This is a genomic window from Elusimicrobiaceae bacterium, from assembly GCA_017528825.1.
GTDB lineage: Bacteria > Elusimicrobiota > Elusimicrobia > Elusimicrobiales > Elusimicrobiaceae > Avelusimicrobium.
In genome coordinates this window covers 79,497-94,934 of record JAFXOI010000005.1, presented here as the reverse complement: position 1 = coordinate 94,934, position 15,438 = coordinate 79,497, and the positions used below count along the sequence as shown (strand labels likewise).

Genomic DNA, 15,438 nt, shown 5'->3' with positions numbered 1-15,438 from the left:
TATTATTCCAACAACTCGCCATCTACAGCACTGCAAATTTTATAATTCCAATTGCGATACGTTTCCACTAAATTATTTTCAGGCACTTGAATAGACTTATTCTTTCGCGCCCGATACGAGGCTACATAATACCAGCTAACCCCTCGGTGAGTATCAGTGGTTTCTTTCGCATACACAAAATACCGTTTTCCGTTTTTGGAATCAAACGTACGCAATCCTAAGCGTTTGTTCAAAGTTTCTTCCGAACAGTTGGTTTGTTGTTTAATTAATCCAAACTCGGTTGCGGAGATTTCTGTATAGCCTCTGTCCTTTAAATTCTGTGCTTGTTGCGCTTCTCTTTTTAAGTCGGCCGCTGTAGCGGGAACTCGCTCATTGGGCATTAAAAACATTCTTTTTCCATTCAACGCTTGTTGATATACTTGCAAACCGCTTTCCGTTAAAGTGCTGTCTTCCAAGAAAATTTTATTTCCGCGCAAGTCACGCAAATCAAATACATCCTTTAAGGGCACGCCCGCTTTTTGGAAAACAACAATCGCATCCTGCGCAATTTGTTTTTGCATGGCGTTGTATCCGCTGATGGTTAATACTTCCCGCGCGAAACTGGTATCCTTAAACAAAACAGCTATGTAATCCGACGGCAAATTGGGATACTTCTCTTTCAAATAATTAATTCCGCCCCGCTGCTCTGCCGTATGTATTTTTTGAAACAAGACACGGTCATCGTCGGACAATTTTTCTTTATCAGGCAGTACGGCATAGCGTTGTTTCATGGCTTCAAGCATCTCTTCATCGTTAAAATAAATAGGCTCCAAAGCAATTAAACGCTTACGGGCAATTAGATTTAAGGGTTCTACCGCTAACGCAGTTTGATAAATGGAAGCGGCCTCTTTTTTATTCCCCAAATTCTCTGTAATCACTCCTTTACCTACCAGCGAATTTACATTCGCCCGGTTATAACTGAGCGACTGATTATAATAACGCAACGCGCTGGTATTATCTTGCTGTTTTAGGGAGATATCCCCTAACATAGAATAGGTATAAGAAAAATACGGCGAGGAACGCTGCATATTTTGCAAGGCTTGCGTAAAATAAGTTTTAGCCGTGCTTAACTGGTCTTGCGTTAAAGACAAACCTCCCAAACTTAGCAACGTATCTACGTTATGAGCATCCATACGCAAGCACCGTTCAAACGTGGCCTGGGCATGCGTATAGTCACGGGAAAGATATTCTCGTTTCCCTTCTTCTAAACAGATAGCTAATTTCGTTTGCGCCCACAACGGTTGCCCGATTAGCAGGCTACAAACTAAGAGTAGTTTTCCCCACTGCATATATACAGCACCCTATCTTTTCAAACTTAGATAATTTAATGGCTTTATCGAACACAAAACCTGTTTTTTCTATTTTAGCAAGATTTTTGCGATAAACAAAGCCCATCACACGGCATGGCAACATTTTTCGGGCAGGAAACGTGCGCATGATTTGTTCCGCTTGCGCGTAATAGGCGTATGACAACTTGGCTAATTCTGCCAGTACCGGAGCTAGTTGTTGTGGCTGAACAGACCGCAACATACTTTGCAAATCCACTCCGTGCCGTTGTAACATTTCTAACGGAATATATACCCGTCCTAAACCAGCATCCTCCCGTACATCCCGCACGATATTGGTCAGTTGCACCGCAAACCCCAGTGCCCGGGCCAGTTCGGCCGCCTTAGGCCCCTTTACATCTAAAATATCTAAGGTCGCTTGCCCGACAATGCCCGCCACCCGCCACAAGTACCACTCTAATTCCTTAAACGTGGCGTATGTTTTGGTTTGAACATCCGCTTCCATTCCTTCTATGAGCAACAGAAAACGATCTGCCGGCATATTAAATTCCCGGCTAATTTGTTGCAGTTCTTTTCCCAATTGCGTTTCCGGTGTAGCGGCAAATATGCGCTGGATTTCTTGCTTCCAAAAACAAAGTTGAGCACTTTTATCTTTTATTTCCGGCTCGTCGGCAATATCATCCATCAAACGACAAAAAGCATAATATACGGCCAAAGCCTCTCTGCGTTTTTTACTTAAAAATAAAAACGCCGGACCAAAGCTGGATTTTTTATAGGCCGTTTGAGTTGTCATTATTTTTTCTTTCCGTGTTTATAAATGTAAGACAAAGCGGCCCCGGTGGCGGTGGCATAGATAGAATGAGGCGGAATAATAAATTTAATCCGGTACAAACGTTCTACCTGTTTGAATAATACTTTCGCCGTCGGTACGGTGCTTAATGTGCCCGTCACTATCACATCTTGAATATGGTCGTTACGGCAGGCAAATACAGCCAGCATACCAATGGTCTGAAAAACCATATTGAGCACGCCGCATGCCAAATCTTCCGCACTCACCCCGTCCGCCATTTTGCCGAAATTGGAAGCGGTTACATCTGCCGATAACGTAGAAATATCACAGGCACTAATATCAGCCACATTCAAGTCCACTTTCTTCAAATTTCCCTTGCCGGCCAGTTCTACTACCGTGTCAAATGAACGAGCATTACACAACTTTCCGCCTAAACCCAGCACGGTACCGCCGCCTACGCCGGAACCGCCGATGTGACGGATTCCTTTTTTATCGGCACGCACAAAAGCCGTTCCCGTTCCCATGCTGATGACCAGTCCTTCTTGCTTTTTAGATAAAGCCAGTCCGCCCAAACCGATAGCTTGGAATTCATCCACGTGGCTGGCCGCAATCCCATAAATATCTTGTTTGAATAAAGAAGATCCTACGCCGGTCAGCACAATATGTTTAATCTGCGATAATTCCAGTTTATGTGTTGCAATAAATTTTCCCAACGCTCCGTAAGCCGAGGTCTGCGGGTCGGCCGCTTCCACTTGCAAACGCCCCACCAATTTGCCATCTTCGTAATAACCCACGATTTTGGTGGTAGAACCGCCCACATCTATTCCGATAATAATACTCATTTATTTTCCTCCAAACCGATCGCTTTTAAGAACGGCCCTATCTCTGCTTGGCGACCCAAAAAGTTCTGCACCAAATCCGTCTCATCCTCCGTGCCGCCCTTTTCCAAAATTTCGCGGCGGTATTTTAAGCCGATTTCCGGATTAAAAATACCCTGTTTTTGAAATTCACTGAAAAAATCTTCCGCAATTACTTCTGACCACAAATACCCATAATATCCGGCATCATATCCGCCCATAATATGTCCGAACGACGCCTGCGGATAGGTGTTTTTTGTTAAAGGCAAGCCGCGAATTTTCTTGGTCATTTTTATATAAGTTTGCGTGGTATCCAAAGTTTTCGGTGCGGTATGCAAGGTCATATCATACTGTGCAAAAAAGTTTTGCCGCAGATATGCTCCGCCCGCTCCGAAATTTTTCGCCGCAATCATTTTTTCAATCGTTTCATCCGGTAATGTTTCCCCGGTTTTATAATGCTTGCTGATTTTTTTAAGCACCTGCGGATTCCAAGCCCACCGCTCCAACATTTGGCTGGGCGCTTCTACAAAGTCCCAACTGACGCTGGTACCGGCTTGAGCACTATAACGCGCTTTAGTCAATGCATTATGCAACACATGTCCAAATTCGTGGAACAAGGTGGTCACTTCGCTGTGTTTGAGTAAAGAAGGCGTATCGGCGGAAGGTTTATTGACATTGGCCACAATTGCCACAAAGGGCACCTGCCAAGAACCGTCTTCTTTTTGCTGTCCTTCTACCAAATCAAAACAGGCTGCATGTTTATATTTCCCGTCACGCGGATATAAGTCCATATAGAAATAAGCCACCAAAGCACCATCGGATTTATTAATAATCTTAAATGCTTTTACGTCGGGATGCCATACCGGAATGGTAACCGGCTCAAAAGAAATGCCAAATAAATTACCAAACAAATCCAACATGCCGTTAATTACTACATCCGAGGGGAAATATTCTTTAATTTTTTCCGGATCTACATCCAAGTTTTCCTTTTTATATTTATTGCCCCAGTAACCGCTTTCATAAGGATAGAGGGTGCGGCTTTTACTTCCCTTCTTTTCATTTTTATAAGCGATTAAATTTTTATCTTCTTTTTTAGACATGGGTTTCAGTCGTTTTTCCAAATCCTGTAAGAAGTCAAACACACGGTCCGGATTTTTGGCCATACGGTTTTCCAATTTGAGTTGTGCGTGATTTTTATAGCCCAAAAGTTGTGCTATTTGCCGTCGCAACGTGAGGGTTTTTTCCAGTAATTGTACGTTTTCTTCTCCGCCGCGGCGATTGTATTTGAACTCTAAGGTTTTGCGTGCCTCATCACTATCGGAGTTGAGCATAAACGGTACATAGTCGGGGTAATCTAAAGTTACGCGGTATTTGCCTTCTTCGGTCTTTTGTAGTTTGGCTTTATAATCTTCGCCCAAACCTTGCAATTCTTCTTCGGTAACATCCAGATAATCTTTATATTCCTGTATATTCTTTTCAAACTGAATAATGTACTGGGCTTTTTCTTTATTTAATTTTTTAAATGTTTCCAAATCGGCGTCGTTTAGATTCATACCGCTGTTTTTGAAACCAATCATCATATCTTTTAGCAAACGGGCTTGATCGGGCTCTAATTGAGGATTGGTATCGGCATAAGCCTTAATCGCACGGTACACATCGCGGCGCGTGGCAATATCCACCATGTGTTGGCTCATTTCCATTTGCAGAGCCAGTGCCGCATCGCGGAAATTTTTATCGGTGGAAACATAAGACAAAAATCCGCTCATTCCCAAGGCATTTCCGTAGCGTTCAAAAGCGCGCTCATAACCCAGCACCGTATTTTCAAAGGTGCGTTTGTCATCCGGGATAGCCACCAAGGCATCCAAATCCTTTTCCAGTTGTGCACGGGCCGCTTTTTCTGTCGGAGCCAATTCTTCCGCTTTATAATTAAAATGTAACACGCCGTCTTTTGTGAACATACTCTGCATACTATACGCTCCCGCCGAAATGGCTAATAAACTCACTAATAAGATAATTTTTTTCATGATCCATCCTTGTTCCTTTATAACACGAAAAATAAGGTTATAAATTTTTAGTGTTGACAAAGGGTATATTTGTTATAATTTATATTATATTAATTCTTATTAACACGAGGAATTAAAAAATAACATGTACGAACCGTTTGTACCCAAAGAAATATTCCTAACTAAAGGAATCGGCCGTCACAAAGAAAAACTGGCGAGCTTTGAAGAAGCCTTGCGCGATGCCAAAATTGCGCCGTTTAACATTGTGCCGGTATCCAGCATTTTCCCCCCGGGATGCAAAATTATTCCCGTGTCCAAAGGCGTAAGCCAACTCAAAACCGGACAAATTTTGCATTGCGTCATTAGCCGCAACACCAGCAACGAATATCGCCGCTTAATCTCGGCTTCTGTGGGTGTGGCTATTCCTAAAGACGGCAAACATTATCATGGTTATTTGTCGGAACACCACAGCTTTGGTGAAACGGATAAACAAGCCGGTGACTATGCCGAAGACTTGGCGGCCATGATGTTATCCACCACCTTAGGTATTGACTTTGATAGCGATACCACGTGGGATCAAAAAGAAGAAATTTGGAAAATGAGCGGTAAAATCGTAAAGACCACCAACATTACCCAATCTGCCATTTGTGTAGACGGTATGTGGACCACGGTTATTGCCGCTGCCGTGTTTGTCAAATAAGTAGGCCACTTGTGAGCGACAACGTACAAACCGATAAGTTTATGGGGCTAGAGAGCAAAAAAAGCTCTCTGGCCCTTTGTAAATTCGCCGTCGTGCCGGTACCGTTTGAAAAAACAGTATGTTACGGTCATGGTACGGCCAAAGGCCCCGCGGCCGTGATTGAAGCCTCTACTCAAATTGAACTCTGGGACGAAGAAACACATACGGAAACTTGGGAAGAAGGCATTCATACGTGTCCGGCGGTAAATTGCAGCGGTAGCACCAATAAAGTTTTCAAAGAAATTGATAAAACCGTGCGCAACCTTATGCAATACAAACAATGCACTCCATTTTATATCGGCGGAGAACATACGGTTACACAAGCACTGGCTCAACCGTATATTGAAGCCTATAAAAATTTGAGCATTTTACATTTTGACGCCCATGCCGATTTGCGCGAAACTTTTGAAGGAACACCTAAAAGTCATGCCTGCGCTTTATATCCGGCTTCGCGCCAAGTGCCCGTGGTGCAAGTAGGCATTCGCAGTGTAGCCAGTGAAGAAAAACAATACTGCAATGCCGGCAAAGTAACTACTTTCTTTGCACACGAAAACCGCGACGTCAATAAACTCATTCCGCAAGTACTTAAAAAACTGACGGATACGGTTTATATCACTATTGACGTGGACGGATTTGATCCATCGGTCATTCCGGCTACCGGCACGCCGCAACCCGGCGGGTTTGGCTGGTATGAGGCACTAGACTTATTCCGCGCGGTCATCGCCAAAAAGAAAATCGTAGCGGTGGACGTGGTGGAAGCGTGTCAACGCAAAGCTGACCCGATTACAGAGTTCAATACCTCTAAGTTGATTTACCGCTTAATGGGTTATTTAACCGTAAAAGGGCAAAAAAAGAAATAAACCTTTAGGATACAACTAAAAACCCCGCTCATCGGAGCGGGGTTTTATTATTTCTAAGTTAAATTAGAAATAGAAGCGGCCGGTTAAAGCACCACCAAAGCCGGAGCGGTCAGAATAGACATCTCCACCTTTTTTCACTTTAGCGGCAATATTGTAGCGAGCTTCTAAACCCAAAGCAAATACTTGGGTAAAGCGATATTCGCCACCGGCTACGATATGCGGAAACACTTTGGTTTTGCTGTCATCGCCAAAATAGGCGCCTTTGGCATCTAGTTTCGTGCGCAAAATGGTGAAACCAGCGCCACCGTACCAACTAAAGTTTTTCACTCCATTATCACGTTTATAATACACTGTGAAAGGGAAGGAATAGGTTTCTTCTGTTACTTCTTCTTTCGCACCCGGAGCTTTTAATTCCAGTTTATTTTCGCCATACATATCCCACCCTACTTTGACGCCGATTTTATTGGCTTCATCATTAAGGTCAAATTCATACATGGCTTCCAAACCGAAATAGCCAGCGTTTTTGTCTAATTCCGTCTTAGTCACACCGGCAGGGGGATTATCATACACATCTTTCATGGCTTTCGGGTCGTTTTGACCGGCACCAAGTTTCAAGCCTACGCCCCAGTTATTGGCGAAGGCCGGAGCAACCATCAATACTGCTAGTACAGCAATAATTACTTTCTTCATTGAGTTCTCCTTTTCTAAGATTGACTACCCCTATATCTTAACATAAATCTAATCAAAAAAATCAATTGATTTTTTGCAAAAATAATTTTTGATTTTCCAAAAAAGGAGTACGCGCCGATCAACTTTGTTGGGGTGGCAAAGGCCCTACGTCTTTGCCGGTGGCGGCTTGCCAAGGAGTTTTTAGTCCTGCTTTGGCAAAACTGTCAAAACCCCATTTGTCCTTAAAAGAAAGTACTTTTTTATATTGGGCAATGGCTTGTTCGCGCTGGCCGAGCACATCGTACACTTGGCCCAAGCGGTACTCGTTCCACACGCCCCAGCGGCTGGGTGCTTGATTGGCACTGGCCTTGCGGCTTTGTTCAAAAGCATCCCGTGCTTTTTCCCATTCCCCTTTAGCCATATAAGAGGTACCGATAGCGGTGTAAGCACGCGGAATATAAATCTCTTTATAAAATTTATTGGAACCGATTAAACTTAAAAATTCTTGCCCGCCGGCCAATACTTCGTCATATTGTTCATTTTCAAACTGGCAAATCAGCACCACATAATGCATTAAGGGATTTGCCGGAAATTTGGCGTGGAGTTCTTGAATATATTGCAAAGATTTATCGGGCGCATAGTATTTATTGCCGCGCGTATTTTGTATTTCAATTAAAATAAGTTTGGCACTGTCTGAAGTGAAAGTGGCTTTTTCACGCGCGATATTAAGCTGACGCACACCCTCGTCTACATTTCCTTTTATCGCTACGATTTTGGCCAAAATTTTAATAACATTAGGCAGCGTACCTGCAAAATAATTGTAAATGCCCAGTCCAAAATACGCATCATAATACGTCGGGTCCAGCTTCATTGATTTTTCCAAATTAGAAATCGCTTTGCGGCCGGAAAAATAAGCCGTCACCCAACTGCGCGTACGCATGGAAAACATCGCCCGCAATCCATACAAGGCACCGATCCCCATATACCCGTTTGGGTCGTCGGGATTTTGTTTAATCCAACGTTTAATACCGGCAATAGAATCATCTAAAATTTTTTCAAATTTTTTCTGCTGTTCGCCGTCGCTTAACTCAAATTCATATTCGTAGCGCGCCCATGCCACCATGGCATTACCAAAATGCGCAAACGGATGATCCGGATATAAATCAAATACTTTTTGTATGTTTTCGTTAGCGGTGTCAAAGTCCAAGGTGTACACGCCGTTAATACCGGTCGTAGCATATTGCATTACATCCGGCGGCAGTTTAATTTCCGCTTGCAGAGGAGAAAAACCAGCCGCGGCAAAACAGACCGCGGCTATGAAACAAAATACTTTACGCATTATTTGGCCTCAATTTTATCTTTGCCAAAATACGGACGTAAAACTTCCGGAATAATTACAGAACCGTCGGCTTGTTGGAAGTTTTCCAAGATAGCCGCAAAGGTGCGACCTACGGCTACGCCGCTACCGTTTAAGGTATGCACATATTCCAGTTTTCCCTGCGCATTTTTATAGCGCATGCCCATGCGGCGGGCTTGGAAGTCCAAACAGTTGGAGCAGGAAGAAATTTCGCGGAAGCGGTTTTCGCTGGGCATCCATACTTCAATGTCATAGGTTTTGGCCGACGAAAAACCGATATCGCCCGAGCACAATTCCACTACGTGGAAAGGCAGGCCTAATTGGCGCAACACGTCTTGGGCATCTTCTACCATGATTTCCAACATCTTGTAAGAATCTTCCGGCTTAGAGAGCATCACTAACTCTACTTTATTAAATTGGTGATTGCGAATTAAACCGCGCGTATCTTTACCGTAGGTGCCGGATTCTTTGCGGAAGCACGGCGTCCATGCAGTCAGTTTAATAGGCAATTCACTCTCGGCAATTTGACGCGCACGATTCAAATTGGTCAGCGGAATTTCAGCCGTAGAAATTAAAAACTGTTTCGGTTCTCCGGTCAGTTCATACATATCTTCGCGGAATTTGGGCAATTGACCGGTACCGTACATAATATCTTCGTTGACAATAACCGGCGGTAAAATTTCGGTATAGCCTTTTTTGGCGTGCGTATCTAAAAAGAAAGAAATAATCGCGCGTTCCAAGCGGGCCCCGTCTCCTTTATATAAAGCAAAGCGACTGCCCGACAACGTAGCGGCGGCGGCAAAATCCAAAATGCCCAGTTTTTCGCCGACAGATTGATGATCTAACGGTTTGAAATCAAATTGCGGAAGCGGTATATCGCATTTTTTTACTTCCGGATTATCGGCATCGCTTTTGCCTACGGGGATACCTTCATGCGGCAAATTGGGAATGCTCAAAAGCAGTTCATCCATTTGATTTTTAAGCGGCTCCAAGGTGGCTTCTTGCTGAGCCATTTCTTCTTTTAGGCGAGCCACTTCTTTCATAGTAGCGGCGGCCGCTTCGTCGCCTTGTTCCTTTTTAATTTGACCGATTTGTTTGGAAAGACTGTTACGTTTGGCACGTAATTCTTCTACAGAAGCCAAAATCTTTTTATAGTTTTCATACACACCTAACACTTCATCTATCTGAGCCGTTAATTCCGGTTTGCGTAAAGACAAGCGGCGTTTTATTTCTTCGGGTGCGGCAACAATTTGTTTAATATCTAGCATGCAATTACCTCTTTTCTTCTAAATTTACCACGTAGGGTCGCGGGAAAAAATGGCGATATGGTTTTACGGTTTTAGCCGTATATTCCACCGCATACATTCCTAATAATCGGCTGCTTACCGGAGCTACGGCTGTTTGGCTTAATACCAATACTGCCGCCAGCAATAGGAAGCTGACCGTCCCTACTTTTACAACGAAAAAAAATCCTCTCAATAATAGAGCAGACAATATTCTCTGCTGACGGGTGACCGGTTGCATTTATTTTCCTCGTCGTTTGGAAAGCTCTTTGGTAAAACTTTTCACTAAACTGCGTGCAATACTGTCTGCGGCGTTTAAGGCACTGGAACTCTCTTGTGATAAAGATCCTATCCACACAATTTCGGCTGTTTCCACATCTATTAATTTGGCGATAACACCCACTTGAGCATTAATAGTATACTCACTGGGATGCACGTCCGTGCTTTGGCTATACGTGGTGCCTACCTGCTGAGCTATCGGCATTGGATGGCCGTCCGGTCCCGGCATAAAGGTTTGCGCATAAACCGGATGCGCCTCTGTTTTGTGTGTGGCTACCAGTGTCATCTCTTTGCGTGTGGGGGTGTAAGAAGTTACTTCCCCTACCAATAATAAATCTACCCCTAAAATTTCTCCTATTTTTTTAGTAGTGGCCGGAGATAAATAACCCGATACGGAAATATGATGTTCTTGTAACACGGCATCAAGTTGGGCGCGTTCCACCACCTTAAAACCCGATTCAATTAAATACTTGGCAAATAAATTTTCTACGCCCGATAAACTGCTGTACGGGCTGGTAAACCCCATCACGCCGATGCGGTCCACTTTATCGAAATCATAACTTTGGCTAATCACTGTTTTGGGAGTGCATCCCCACAACAATACTGCCATAAATAATAGCCACCATTTCTTCATACTCTTATTATATAATTTTTAACCCCTCCTCATTTACATAGCATTTTGCAAAAGCACATATTGTCAAAGACCTAGCAAAAAAATACAATATGAAGGAAGGGAATTTTTAAGCAGAGGAGAATTATGAAAAAATTATTGCTTTTAGCAGTTTTGTTCTGTGCCCCGGCATTATACGCCGCGCATGAACCTTACGGATGCTGCACCTACAAGGATACTCCTAAATACGGGTTGCGCACCAATATGTCCCGCGTAGAATTCTTCGGCGGGGTAGCTTGGCCGAATGTAGATTGGGAGGCCAACGGACAAAAATTAGAAATCGGCGATACGGGTTTTAGTGCCGGCATCGCTTTTGTACGCAACATTTTGCCGTGGCTTTCTTTGGGTTTAGATGGCAACTATGCCGGATTTTCCAAAGGAGATGATTTCAAAGTGGCCGGCGAAACATTCAATTATAACGCCGGAGTCGGAACGGCTATGTTTGTGGGACGCGCCTATTTATTTCCCGAAGCCATGACTCGCTTATACGGAACGGCTGGTATCGGCGGAGCGTATGCCTTTGCTCACGAGAAAAATGATACTACCGGCAAAAGCAAAAACTATGATAGCTTAGACATTGGCTGGATGTTTGGCGGCGGTGTAGAATTTGATTTGGACGAAACCGTCTTATTCGGTGCGGAAGCTCGCTATACGTGGGCAGGCCTTCGCAGCGATATGAAATCCCAATTTGGGCATAGTCATTATGACTACTGGACTGTGATGCTTAAACTGGGTATAAAATTCTAATCAGTTCTCATCACAAAAATCCCCAAGCATTTTAGTTGCTTGGGGATTTTTTATTTATCCTCAAATTTGTTATACTAAAATTGTAGTAAGACAATTTAATCTGTTTTTGGAACCGTATGCGGAATACGGAGCATTGCCATCAGGCAATTCAGAGCAAGTCCAAAAACAGCCGATATCAGGCGCAAGAGAAAGGGCCTTATAACCCCTTTTTCTTGTGCCAAATGTTTGCCATCCCTGTGGGTAACTATGGGGTGGCAAACTACGGCTGTTTATATTTGCGGCACTTGCTCTGACGCAATATAGACAGCCGTTTTTTTGCGGTCATTTCCGTTTCCCAAAGACAGAAAATAGGAGAACGATATGGAAAATGAAAAAGAATTGTTATTAAATGTTCTGTCATTCCCGAAGGTCGTAGTCGGGAATCTCAAACGCTTGGTTGTTGGCAAGGAGGAGGTCCCCAATTACAAATCTCAGGGAAGACATCATTTCATAAAGGCATTTACCCTTACTGAGTTACTGATTGTGGTTCTTATTATTGGCCTACTCACGGCTATTGCCATGCCCATGTATGAAAAAGCTTCGCGCAAGGCAGAATTTGTGCAAGTGCAAATGGATTTAAAATATCTCATGGATACCATAGATGCATATACTATGGAAAATGGGTACATACGTACCACTTCATTTGAAGGTGTTATTGATAGACCTGAGTGGTCTTGCAGTTACTCTACTAACGCTGGAGGCTATTATTACTGTAATAATAAATATGGAAATTATGGTATTATGACCGGATCTTATTATAGGATTGTTTGGGCTCCCTCTTCGTCTAAATTTGTGCTCAAAGGAAGAAATTTATATGTTTTTGCAAAATATATCGGACAACCGTGGAAATGGCAACAAGAGTCTCCCTATGGGGACGGAGCATCCGGATTTCCCGCGCAAACAGACACCACCCAAATGGTTTGTGATTGGTGGGTTAAAACAGGCGGCCGTCCAACGGATAGCAATATCGCGGCCCTGTGTTCTTAACGTTTGCAAACTCTTTTTGCAGTATCACAAAAATCCCCAAGCATTTTAGTTGCTTGGGGATTTTTATTTGGCTTACTTTTTATTTCTTTTCGTAAAAAGCGCGAATCGTATCACACACGCGCGCCACTTGGGCTTCCGTCAGTTCCGGGAACATCGGGATAGACAATACTTCTTTAGCGGCTTTTTCTGCATTGGGATAATCTTCCGTCTTAAAACCTAAATGTTTATAGGCCGGTTGTTTATACAAAGGCACCGGGTAGTACACCGCAGAGCCAATTCCGTTTTCTTTCAAGTACGCTTGCAGCGCGTCGCGGTTTTCCACACGTAAGGTATACACGTAGTAAGATTGAGAATATCCGGCAGGAGGTACCGGCGGTGTCACGACCGGCAATCCTTGCAACCCTTCTGCATACCAAGAAGCTACTTTTTGGCGAGCATCGGTCCATTCTTGTAAATGTTTCATTTTCACGCGCAAAATAGCGGCCTGAATTTCATCCATACGCAAGGTAGAACCTTCCAAATCATACTCGTACGCTTTGTCTTTGGCGCGGCCGCTGTGGCGCAGACTGCGGCAGCGGTCTGCAATTTCATCATCGTTGGTGGTAATGGCGCCGGCGTCTCCGCAAGCACCCAAATTTTTGCTGGGGTAAAAACTAAAAGCGCCCGCATCACCAATGCCGCCCACTTTTACTCCGTCCGCCGTAGCCAAATGCGCTTGGGCACAATCTTCAATTACTTTCAAATCGTGTTCGCGCGCTAAATTCATAATGGCAGCCATATCGGCCGGATAACCATATAAATGCACCGGCAAAATAGCTTTTGTCTTTTTAGTGATTTTGCGTTCAATGTCTTTCGGGTCAATGTTATAGGTACGCGGATCAATATCGGCAAATACAAATTTGGCCCCCGTTAAAGAAACGGAAGACGTAGTAGCAATAAACGTAAAAGGAGTGGTGATTACTTCATCTCCTTCCCCAATGCCGGCAGCCCCTAAAGCAATTTGGATTGCGCTGGCACCCGACGAGCAAGAAATACAATGTTTCACGCCGATCAGTTCCGCAAAATCTTTTTCAAATCCTTCTGTTTGGGGACCTAATAACCAACGCATTGAATTAAGCGCATCTAATGCGGCGGCATTGAGTTCGGATTTTAATGATTCGTGTTGTTTTTGTAAATTAAACAACGGTATATTATCTGGCATAAGCAGTGTTTATTTCTCCTTTATTTATAGAGGCTATATACCTCAGGCATTTCCAATACTTTTTGTGTTACTTTTTGAAATTCATGCCCGGTAATCGTAGCCATAATAGATACAGCAAAATGGTTGTCGTGTTTGGAAACTTCTTTTTTCAAAATGCGCACTTCTTGTTGTTCAATTTCTTGGCAGATTTTTTCTACTACGCTCCATTTAGGCGCGCAGGTCAAATAAATAGTATCGTAACGGCGCATCCGTTCTAGTATCCCAATCGTACGGCGCAAACCTAGTTGCATCAGCAGTACTACCGTGCAAGCCAACGAGGCCAACATAAATTGCCCAAATCCAATTGCCATCCCAATGGCCGCCACCAACCACACACCGGCCGCCGTGGTTAGCCCGGAAATTTTATTTCCTTCTCGCAAAATGGCACCCGCGCCCAAAAAACCTACGCCGGATACAATTTGTGCCGCAATACGTCCCGGGTCTCCGCCCAGGTCTCCACAATATAAAGACAAAATAGTAAATAAGGTCGCCCCCACGCAGATAATAGAATTGGTGGCGTATCCGGCGGGTTTATCATTATATTGGCGTTCCAGCCCCATGATACCGCCTAAAATCATGGCCAAAACAATTTTAAGAATAATGTTTTCCATAGGTCTTTTTTTATTATAGCAAAACAAGACCCCTGATGACAGGCAAATAAAAATTTGCTACTATGAAAAAGCAGTACCACTTTGCTTTGGCAAAGTACACAATTTGATTCTGTTTTTGGAATTACAGAGAAAGTCTGTAAATTGTTTTTGGGAAACCAAAAACTGATACCAGTCCAAAAGCAGTCGTTTTAGGCACAAGAGAAACGGACTAATTACCCGTTTGTCTTGTGCCGAGCGTTTGCCATACCTTCGGGTGTGGCAGACCACGGCTGTTAATTTTGGGTTAACTGGTATCAACTCAAAGGTAACGGCCGTTTTTCATGTCTGTTTTCCAAAAATAGAAAAGGAGAATGAATATGAAAGACAATAAAATAATTGTCCTGCTGAGTCGTCTCTGCTCAGCATCTCAACCTCTTAATAAGGCTGAGACCCTGAACAAAGACACTTTCAGGGTGACACGTCGTGTCGGTTTTACCCTTATAGAACTATTAGTCGTGGTACTCATTATCGGCATTTTATCCGCTGTTGCCCTACCGCAATATCAACGCGCCGTAGAAAAAGCACGTGCTATGCAAGCAATCTCTATCGTCAAAGCCATAGGAGACGCACAGGAAATATATTTTCTTGAAAATGGAGAATATTCTCCTAATTTAGATTTATTAAGCATAAAAATTCCGGGAGAAGATAAAAAAGGAGACAGCATTGGCTTTGGAACATTGATACGAAAAAATTATGATCAGTTTCAATTTGGTACTTTTGATGGAACCGGACAAAGAAAAGCAATTGCTTTAGCAAACAAATATGATGCTAAAGGAAATTGGAGATATTCTATTTATCGTTTTTCAAAAGATCCTACTTTATATTGTGACGAAGACGATCCTTTAAAACTTTGCAGTAAGTTGTTAAGCGATGGAAAACAAGTTGCCCTTAATGGTTATAATTATTACAAAGTAATCTTTTAGTTAAAAAGCCCCTGATTTCT

At 43.3% G+C, this 15,438-nt stretch carries 16 protein-coding genes; 5 read left to right on the top strand and 11 right to left on the bottom strand.

Annotation, left to right across the window (positions count from 1 at the left end; translation table 11 throughout):
* Nucleotides 1–2: 2 nt before the first annotated feature.
* The 4 genes from IKN49_02340 to IKN49_02325 are packed head-to-tail and all read right to left on the bottom strand — an operon-like array spanning nucleotide 3 to nucleotide 4,996.
* Entirely contained in the window at nucleotides 3–1,328 is a 1,326-nt protein-coding gene (locus IKN49_02340; GenBank protein ID MBR3631889.1) for a hypothetical protein, read from the bottom strand.
* On the bottom strand, nucleotides 1,297–2,118 hold the full coding sequence (locus IKN49_02335) for a squalene/phytoene synthase family protein (protein MBR3631888.1): 822 nt from the start codon (nucleotides 2,116–2,118) through the stop codon (nucleotides 1,297–1,299). The genes IKN49_02340 and IKN49_02335 overlap by 32 nt, the downstream gene beginning before the upstream one ends.
* The gene (locus tag IKN49_02330) at nucleotides 2,118–2,957 is read right to left on the bottom strand and encodes a hypothetical protein (protein ID MBR3631887.1); all 840 of its coding nucleotides are present in this window, start codon (nucleotides 2,955–2,957) and stop codon (nucleotides 2,118–2,120) included. Before IKN49_02330 ends, IKN49_02335 begins: the two co-directional genes overlap by 1 nt.
* On the bottom strand, nucleotides 2,954–4,996 hold the full coding sequence (locus tag IKN49_02325) for a Zn-dependent oligopeptidase (protein ID MBR3631886.1): 2,043 nt from the start codon (nucleotides 4,994–4,996) through the stop codon (nucleotides 2,954–2,956). Before IKN49_02325 ends, IKN49_02330 begins: the two co-directional genes overlap by 4 nt.
* Nucleotides 4,997–5,120: 124 nt before the next feature.
* On the opposite strand from IKN49_02325, the gene IKN49_02320 reads away from it, so the two are divergent.
* Nucleotides 5,121–5,675, top strand: a complete 555-nt coding sequence (locus IKN49_02320; protein MBR3631885.1) for an arginine decarboxylase, pyruvoyl-dependent — start codon at nucleotides 5,121–5,123, stop codon at nucleotides 5,673–5,675.
* A gap of 11 nt (nucleotides 5,676–5,686) precedes the next feature.
* Nucleotides 5,687–6,574, top strand: a complete 888-nt coding sequence (gene speB / locus IKN49_02315) for an agmatinase (GenBank protein ID MBR3631884.1) — start codon at nucleotides 5,687–5,689, stop codon at nucleotides 6,572–6,574.
* 63 nt (nucleotides 6,575–6,637) lie between these two features.
* Here the strand turns inward: speB and IKN49_02310 are convergent, their stop codons facing one another.
* The 5 genes from IKN49_02310 to IKN49_02290 form a co-directional block, all read right to left on the bottom strand.
* Nucleotides 6,638–7,264, bottom strand: coding sequence for a porin family protein (locus IKN49_02310; protein MBR3631883.1), 627 nt, complete (start codon nucleotides 7,262–7,264; stop codon nucleotides 6,638–6,640).
* Nucleotides 7,265–7,382: 118 nt separating this feature from the next.
* Nucleotides 7,383–8,582 carry a tetratricopeptide repeat protein gene (locus tag IKN49_02305; protein ID MBR3631882.1) on the bottom strand — a complete coding sequence of 400 codons (1,200 nt, stop codon included), beginning with the start codon at nucleotides 8,580–8,582 and terminating at the stop codon, nucleotides 7,383–7,385.
* Nucleotides 8,582–9,868, bottom strand: coding sequence for a serine--tRNA ligase (gene serS, locus IKN49_02300; protein ID MBR3631881.1), 1,287 nt, complete (start codon nucleotides 9,866–9,868; stop codon nucleotides 8,582–8,584). Before serS ends, IKN49_02305 begins: the two co-directional genes overlap by 1 nt.
* A 4-nt stretch (nucleotides 9,869–9,872) precedes the next feature.
* A complete protein-coding gene (locus IKN49_02295; protein MBR3631880.1) occupies nucleotides 9,873–10,124 on the bottom strand; it encodes a hypothetical protein in 252 nt (83 codons plus the stop codon).
* Nucleotides 10,125–10,796, bottom strand: a complete 672-nt coding sequence (locus IKN49_02290) for a hypothetical protein (protein MBR3631879.1) — start codon at nucleotides 10,794–10,796, stop codon at nucleotides 10,125–10,127.
* 123 nt (nucleotides 10,797–10,919) lie between these two features.
* On the opposite strand from IKN49_02290, the gene IKN49_02285 reads away from it, so the two are divergent.
* Both IKN49_02285 and IKN49_02280 read left to right on the top strand, forming a co-directional pair.
* Entirely contained in the window at nucleotides 10,920–11,579 is a 660-nt protein-coding gene (locus IKN49_02285; GenBank protein MBR3631878.1) for an outer membrane beta-barrel protein, read from the top strand.
* 360 nt (nucleotides 11,580–11,939) lie between these two features.
* On the top strand, nucleotides 11,940–12,605 hold the full coding sequence (locus IKN49_02280; GenBank protein ID MBR3631877.1) for a prepilin-type N-terminal cleavage/methylation domain-containing protein: 666 nt from the start codon (nucleotides 11,940–11,942) through the stop codon (nucleotides 12,603–12,605).
* Nucleotides 12,606–12,684: 79 nt separating this feature from the next.
* Here IKN49_02280 and IKN49_02275 read toward each other — a convergent pair whose 3' ends face one another.
* Complete coding sequence (locus tag IKN49_02275) at nucleotides 12,685–13,806, bottom strand: DegT/DnrJ/EryC1/StrS family aminotransferase (GenBank protein ID MBR3631876.1); 1,122 nt, start codon at nucleotides 13,804–13,806, stop codon at nucleotides 12,685–12,687.
* A 20-nt stretch (nucleotides 13,807–13,826) separates the two neighbouring features.
* Nucleotides 13,827–14,456 carry an MgtC/SapB family protein gene (locus IKN49_02270; GenBank protein ID MBR3631875.1) on the bottom strand — a complete coding sequence of 210 codons (630 nt, stop codon included), beginning with the start codon at nucleotides 14,454–14,456 and terminating at the stop codon, nucleotides 13,827–13,829.
* Between the two features lie 452 nt (nucleotides 14,457–14,908).
* On the opposite strand from IKN49_02270, the gene IKN49_02265 reads away from it, so the two are divergent.
* Nucleotides 14,909–15,418, top strand: coding sequence for a prepilin-type N-terminal cleavage/methylation domain-containing protein (locus IKN49_02265; GenBank protein ID MBR3631874.1), 510 nt, complete (start codon nucleotides 14,909–14,911; stop codon nucleotides 15,416–15,418).
* The last annotated feature ends 20 nt before the right edge of the window (nucleotides 15,419–15,438 follow it).

Coding starts and splice junctions, on each gene's coding strand:
- IKN49_02340 (MBR3631889.1), bottom strand. CDS start 1,328: ATGCAGTGGGGAAAACTACTCTTAGTTTGTAGCCTGCTAATCGGGCAA.
- IKN49_02335 (MBR3631888.1), bottom strand. CDS start 2,118: ATGACAACTCAAACGGCCTATAAAAAATCCAGCTTTGGTCCGGCGTTT.
- IKN49_02330 (MBR3631887.1), bottom strand. CDS start 2,957: ATGAGTATTATTATCGGAATAGATGTGGGCGGTTCTACCACCAAAATC.
- IKN49_02325 (MBR3631886.1), bottom strand. CDS start 4,996: ATGAAAAAAATTATCTTATTAGTGAGTTTATTAGCCATTTCGGCGGGA.
- IKN49_02320 (MBR3631885.1), top strand. CDS start 5,121: ATGTACGAACCGTTTGTACCCAAAGAAATATTCCTAACTAAAGGAATC.
- IKN49_02310 (MBR3631883.1), bottom strand. CDS start 7,264: ATGAAGAAAGTAATTATTGCTGTACTAGCAGTATTGATGGTTGCTCCG.
- IKN49_02305 (MBR3631882.1), bottom strand. CDS start 8,582: ATGCGTAAAGTATTTTGTTTCATAGCCGCGGTCTGTTTTGCCGCGGCT.
- serS (MBR3631881.1), bottom strand. CDS start 9,868: ATGCTAGATATTAAACAAATTGTTGCCGCACCCGAAGAAATAAAACGC.
- IKN49_02295 (MBR3631880.1), bottom strand. CDS start 10,124: ATGCAACCGGTCACCCGTCAGCAGAGAATATTGTCTGCTCTATTATTG.
- IKN49_02290 (MBR3631879.1), bottom strand. CDS start 10,796: ATGAAGAAATGGTGGCTATTATTTATGGCAGTATTGTTGTGGGGATGC.
- IKN49_02285 (MBR3631878.1), top strand. CDS start 10,920: ATGAAAAAATTATTGCTTTTAGCAGTTTTGTTCTGTGCCCCGGCATTA.
- IKN49_02280 (MBR3631877.1), top strand. CDS start 11,940: ATGGAAAATGAAAAAGAATTGTTATTAAATGTTCTGTCATTCCCGAAG.
- IKN49_02275 (MBR3631876.1), bottom strand. CDS start 13,806: ATGCCAGATAATATACCGTTGTTTAATTTACAAAAACAACACGAATCA.
- IKN49_02270 (MBR3631875.1), bottom strand. CDS start 14,456: ATGGAAAACATTATTCTTAAAATTGTTTTGGCCATGATTTTAGGCGGT.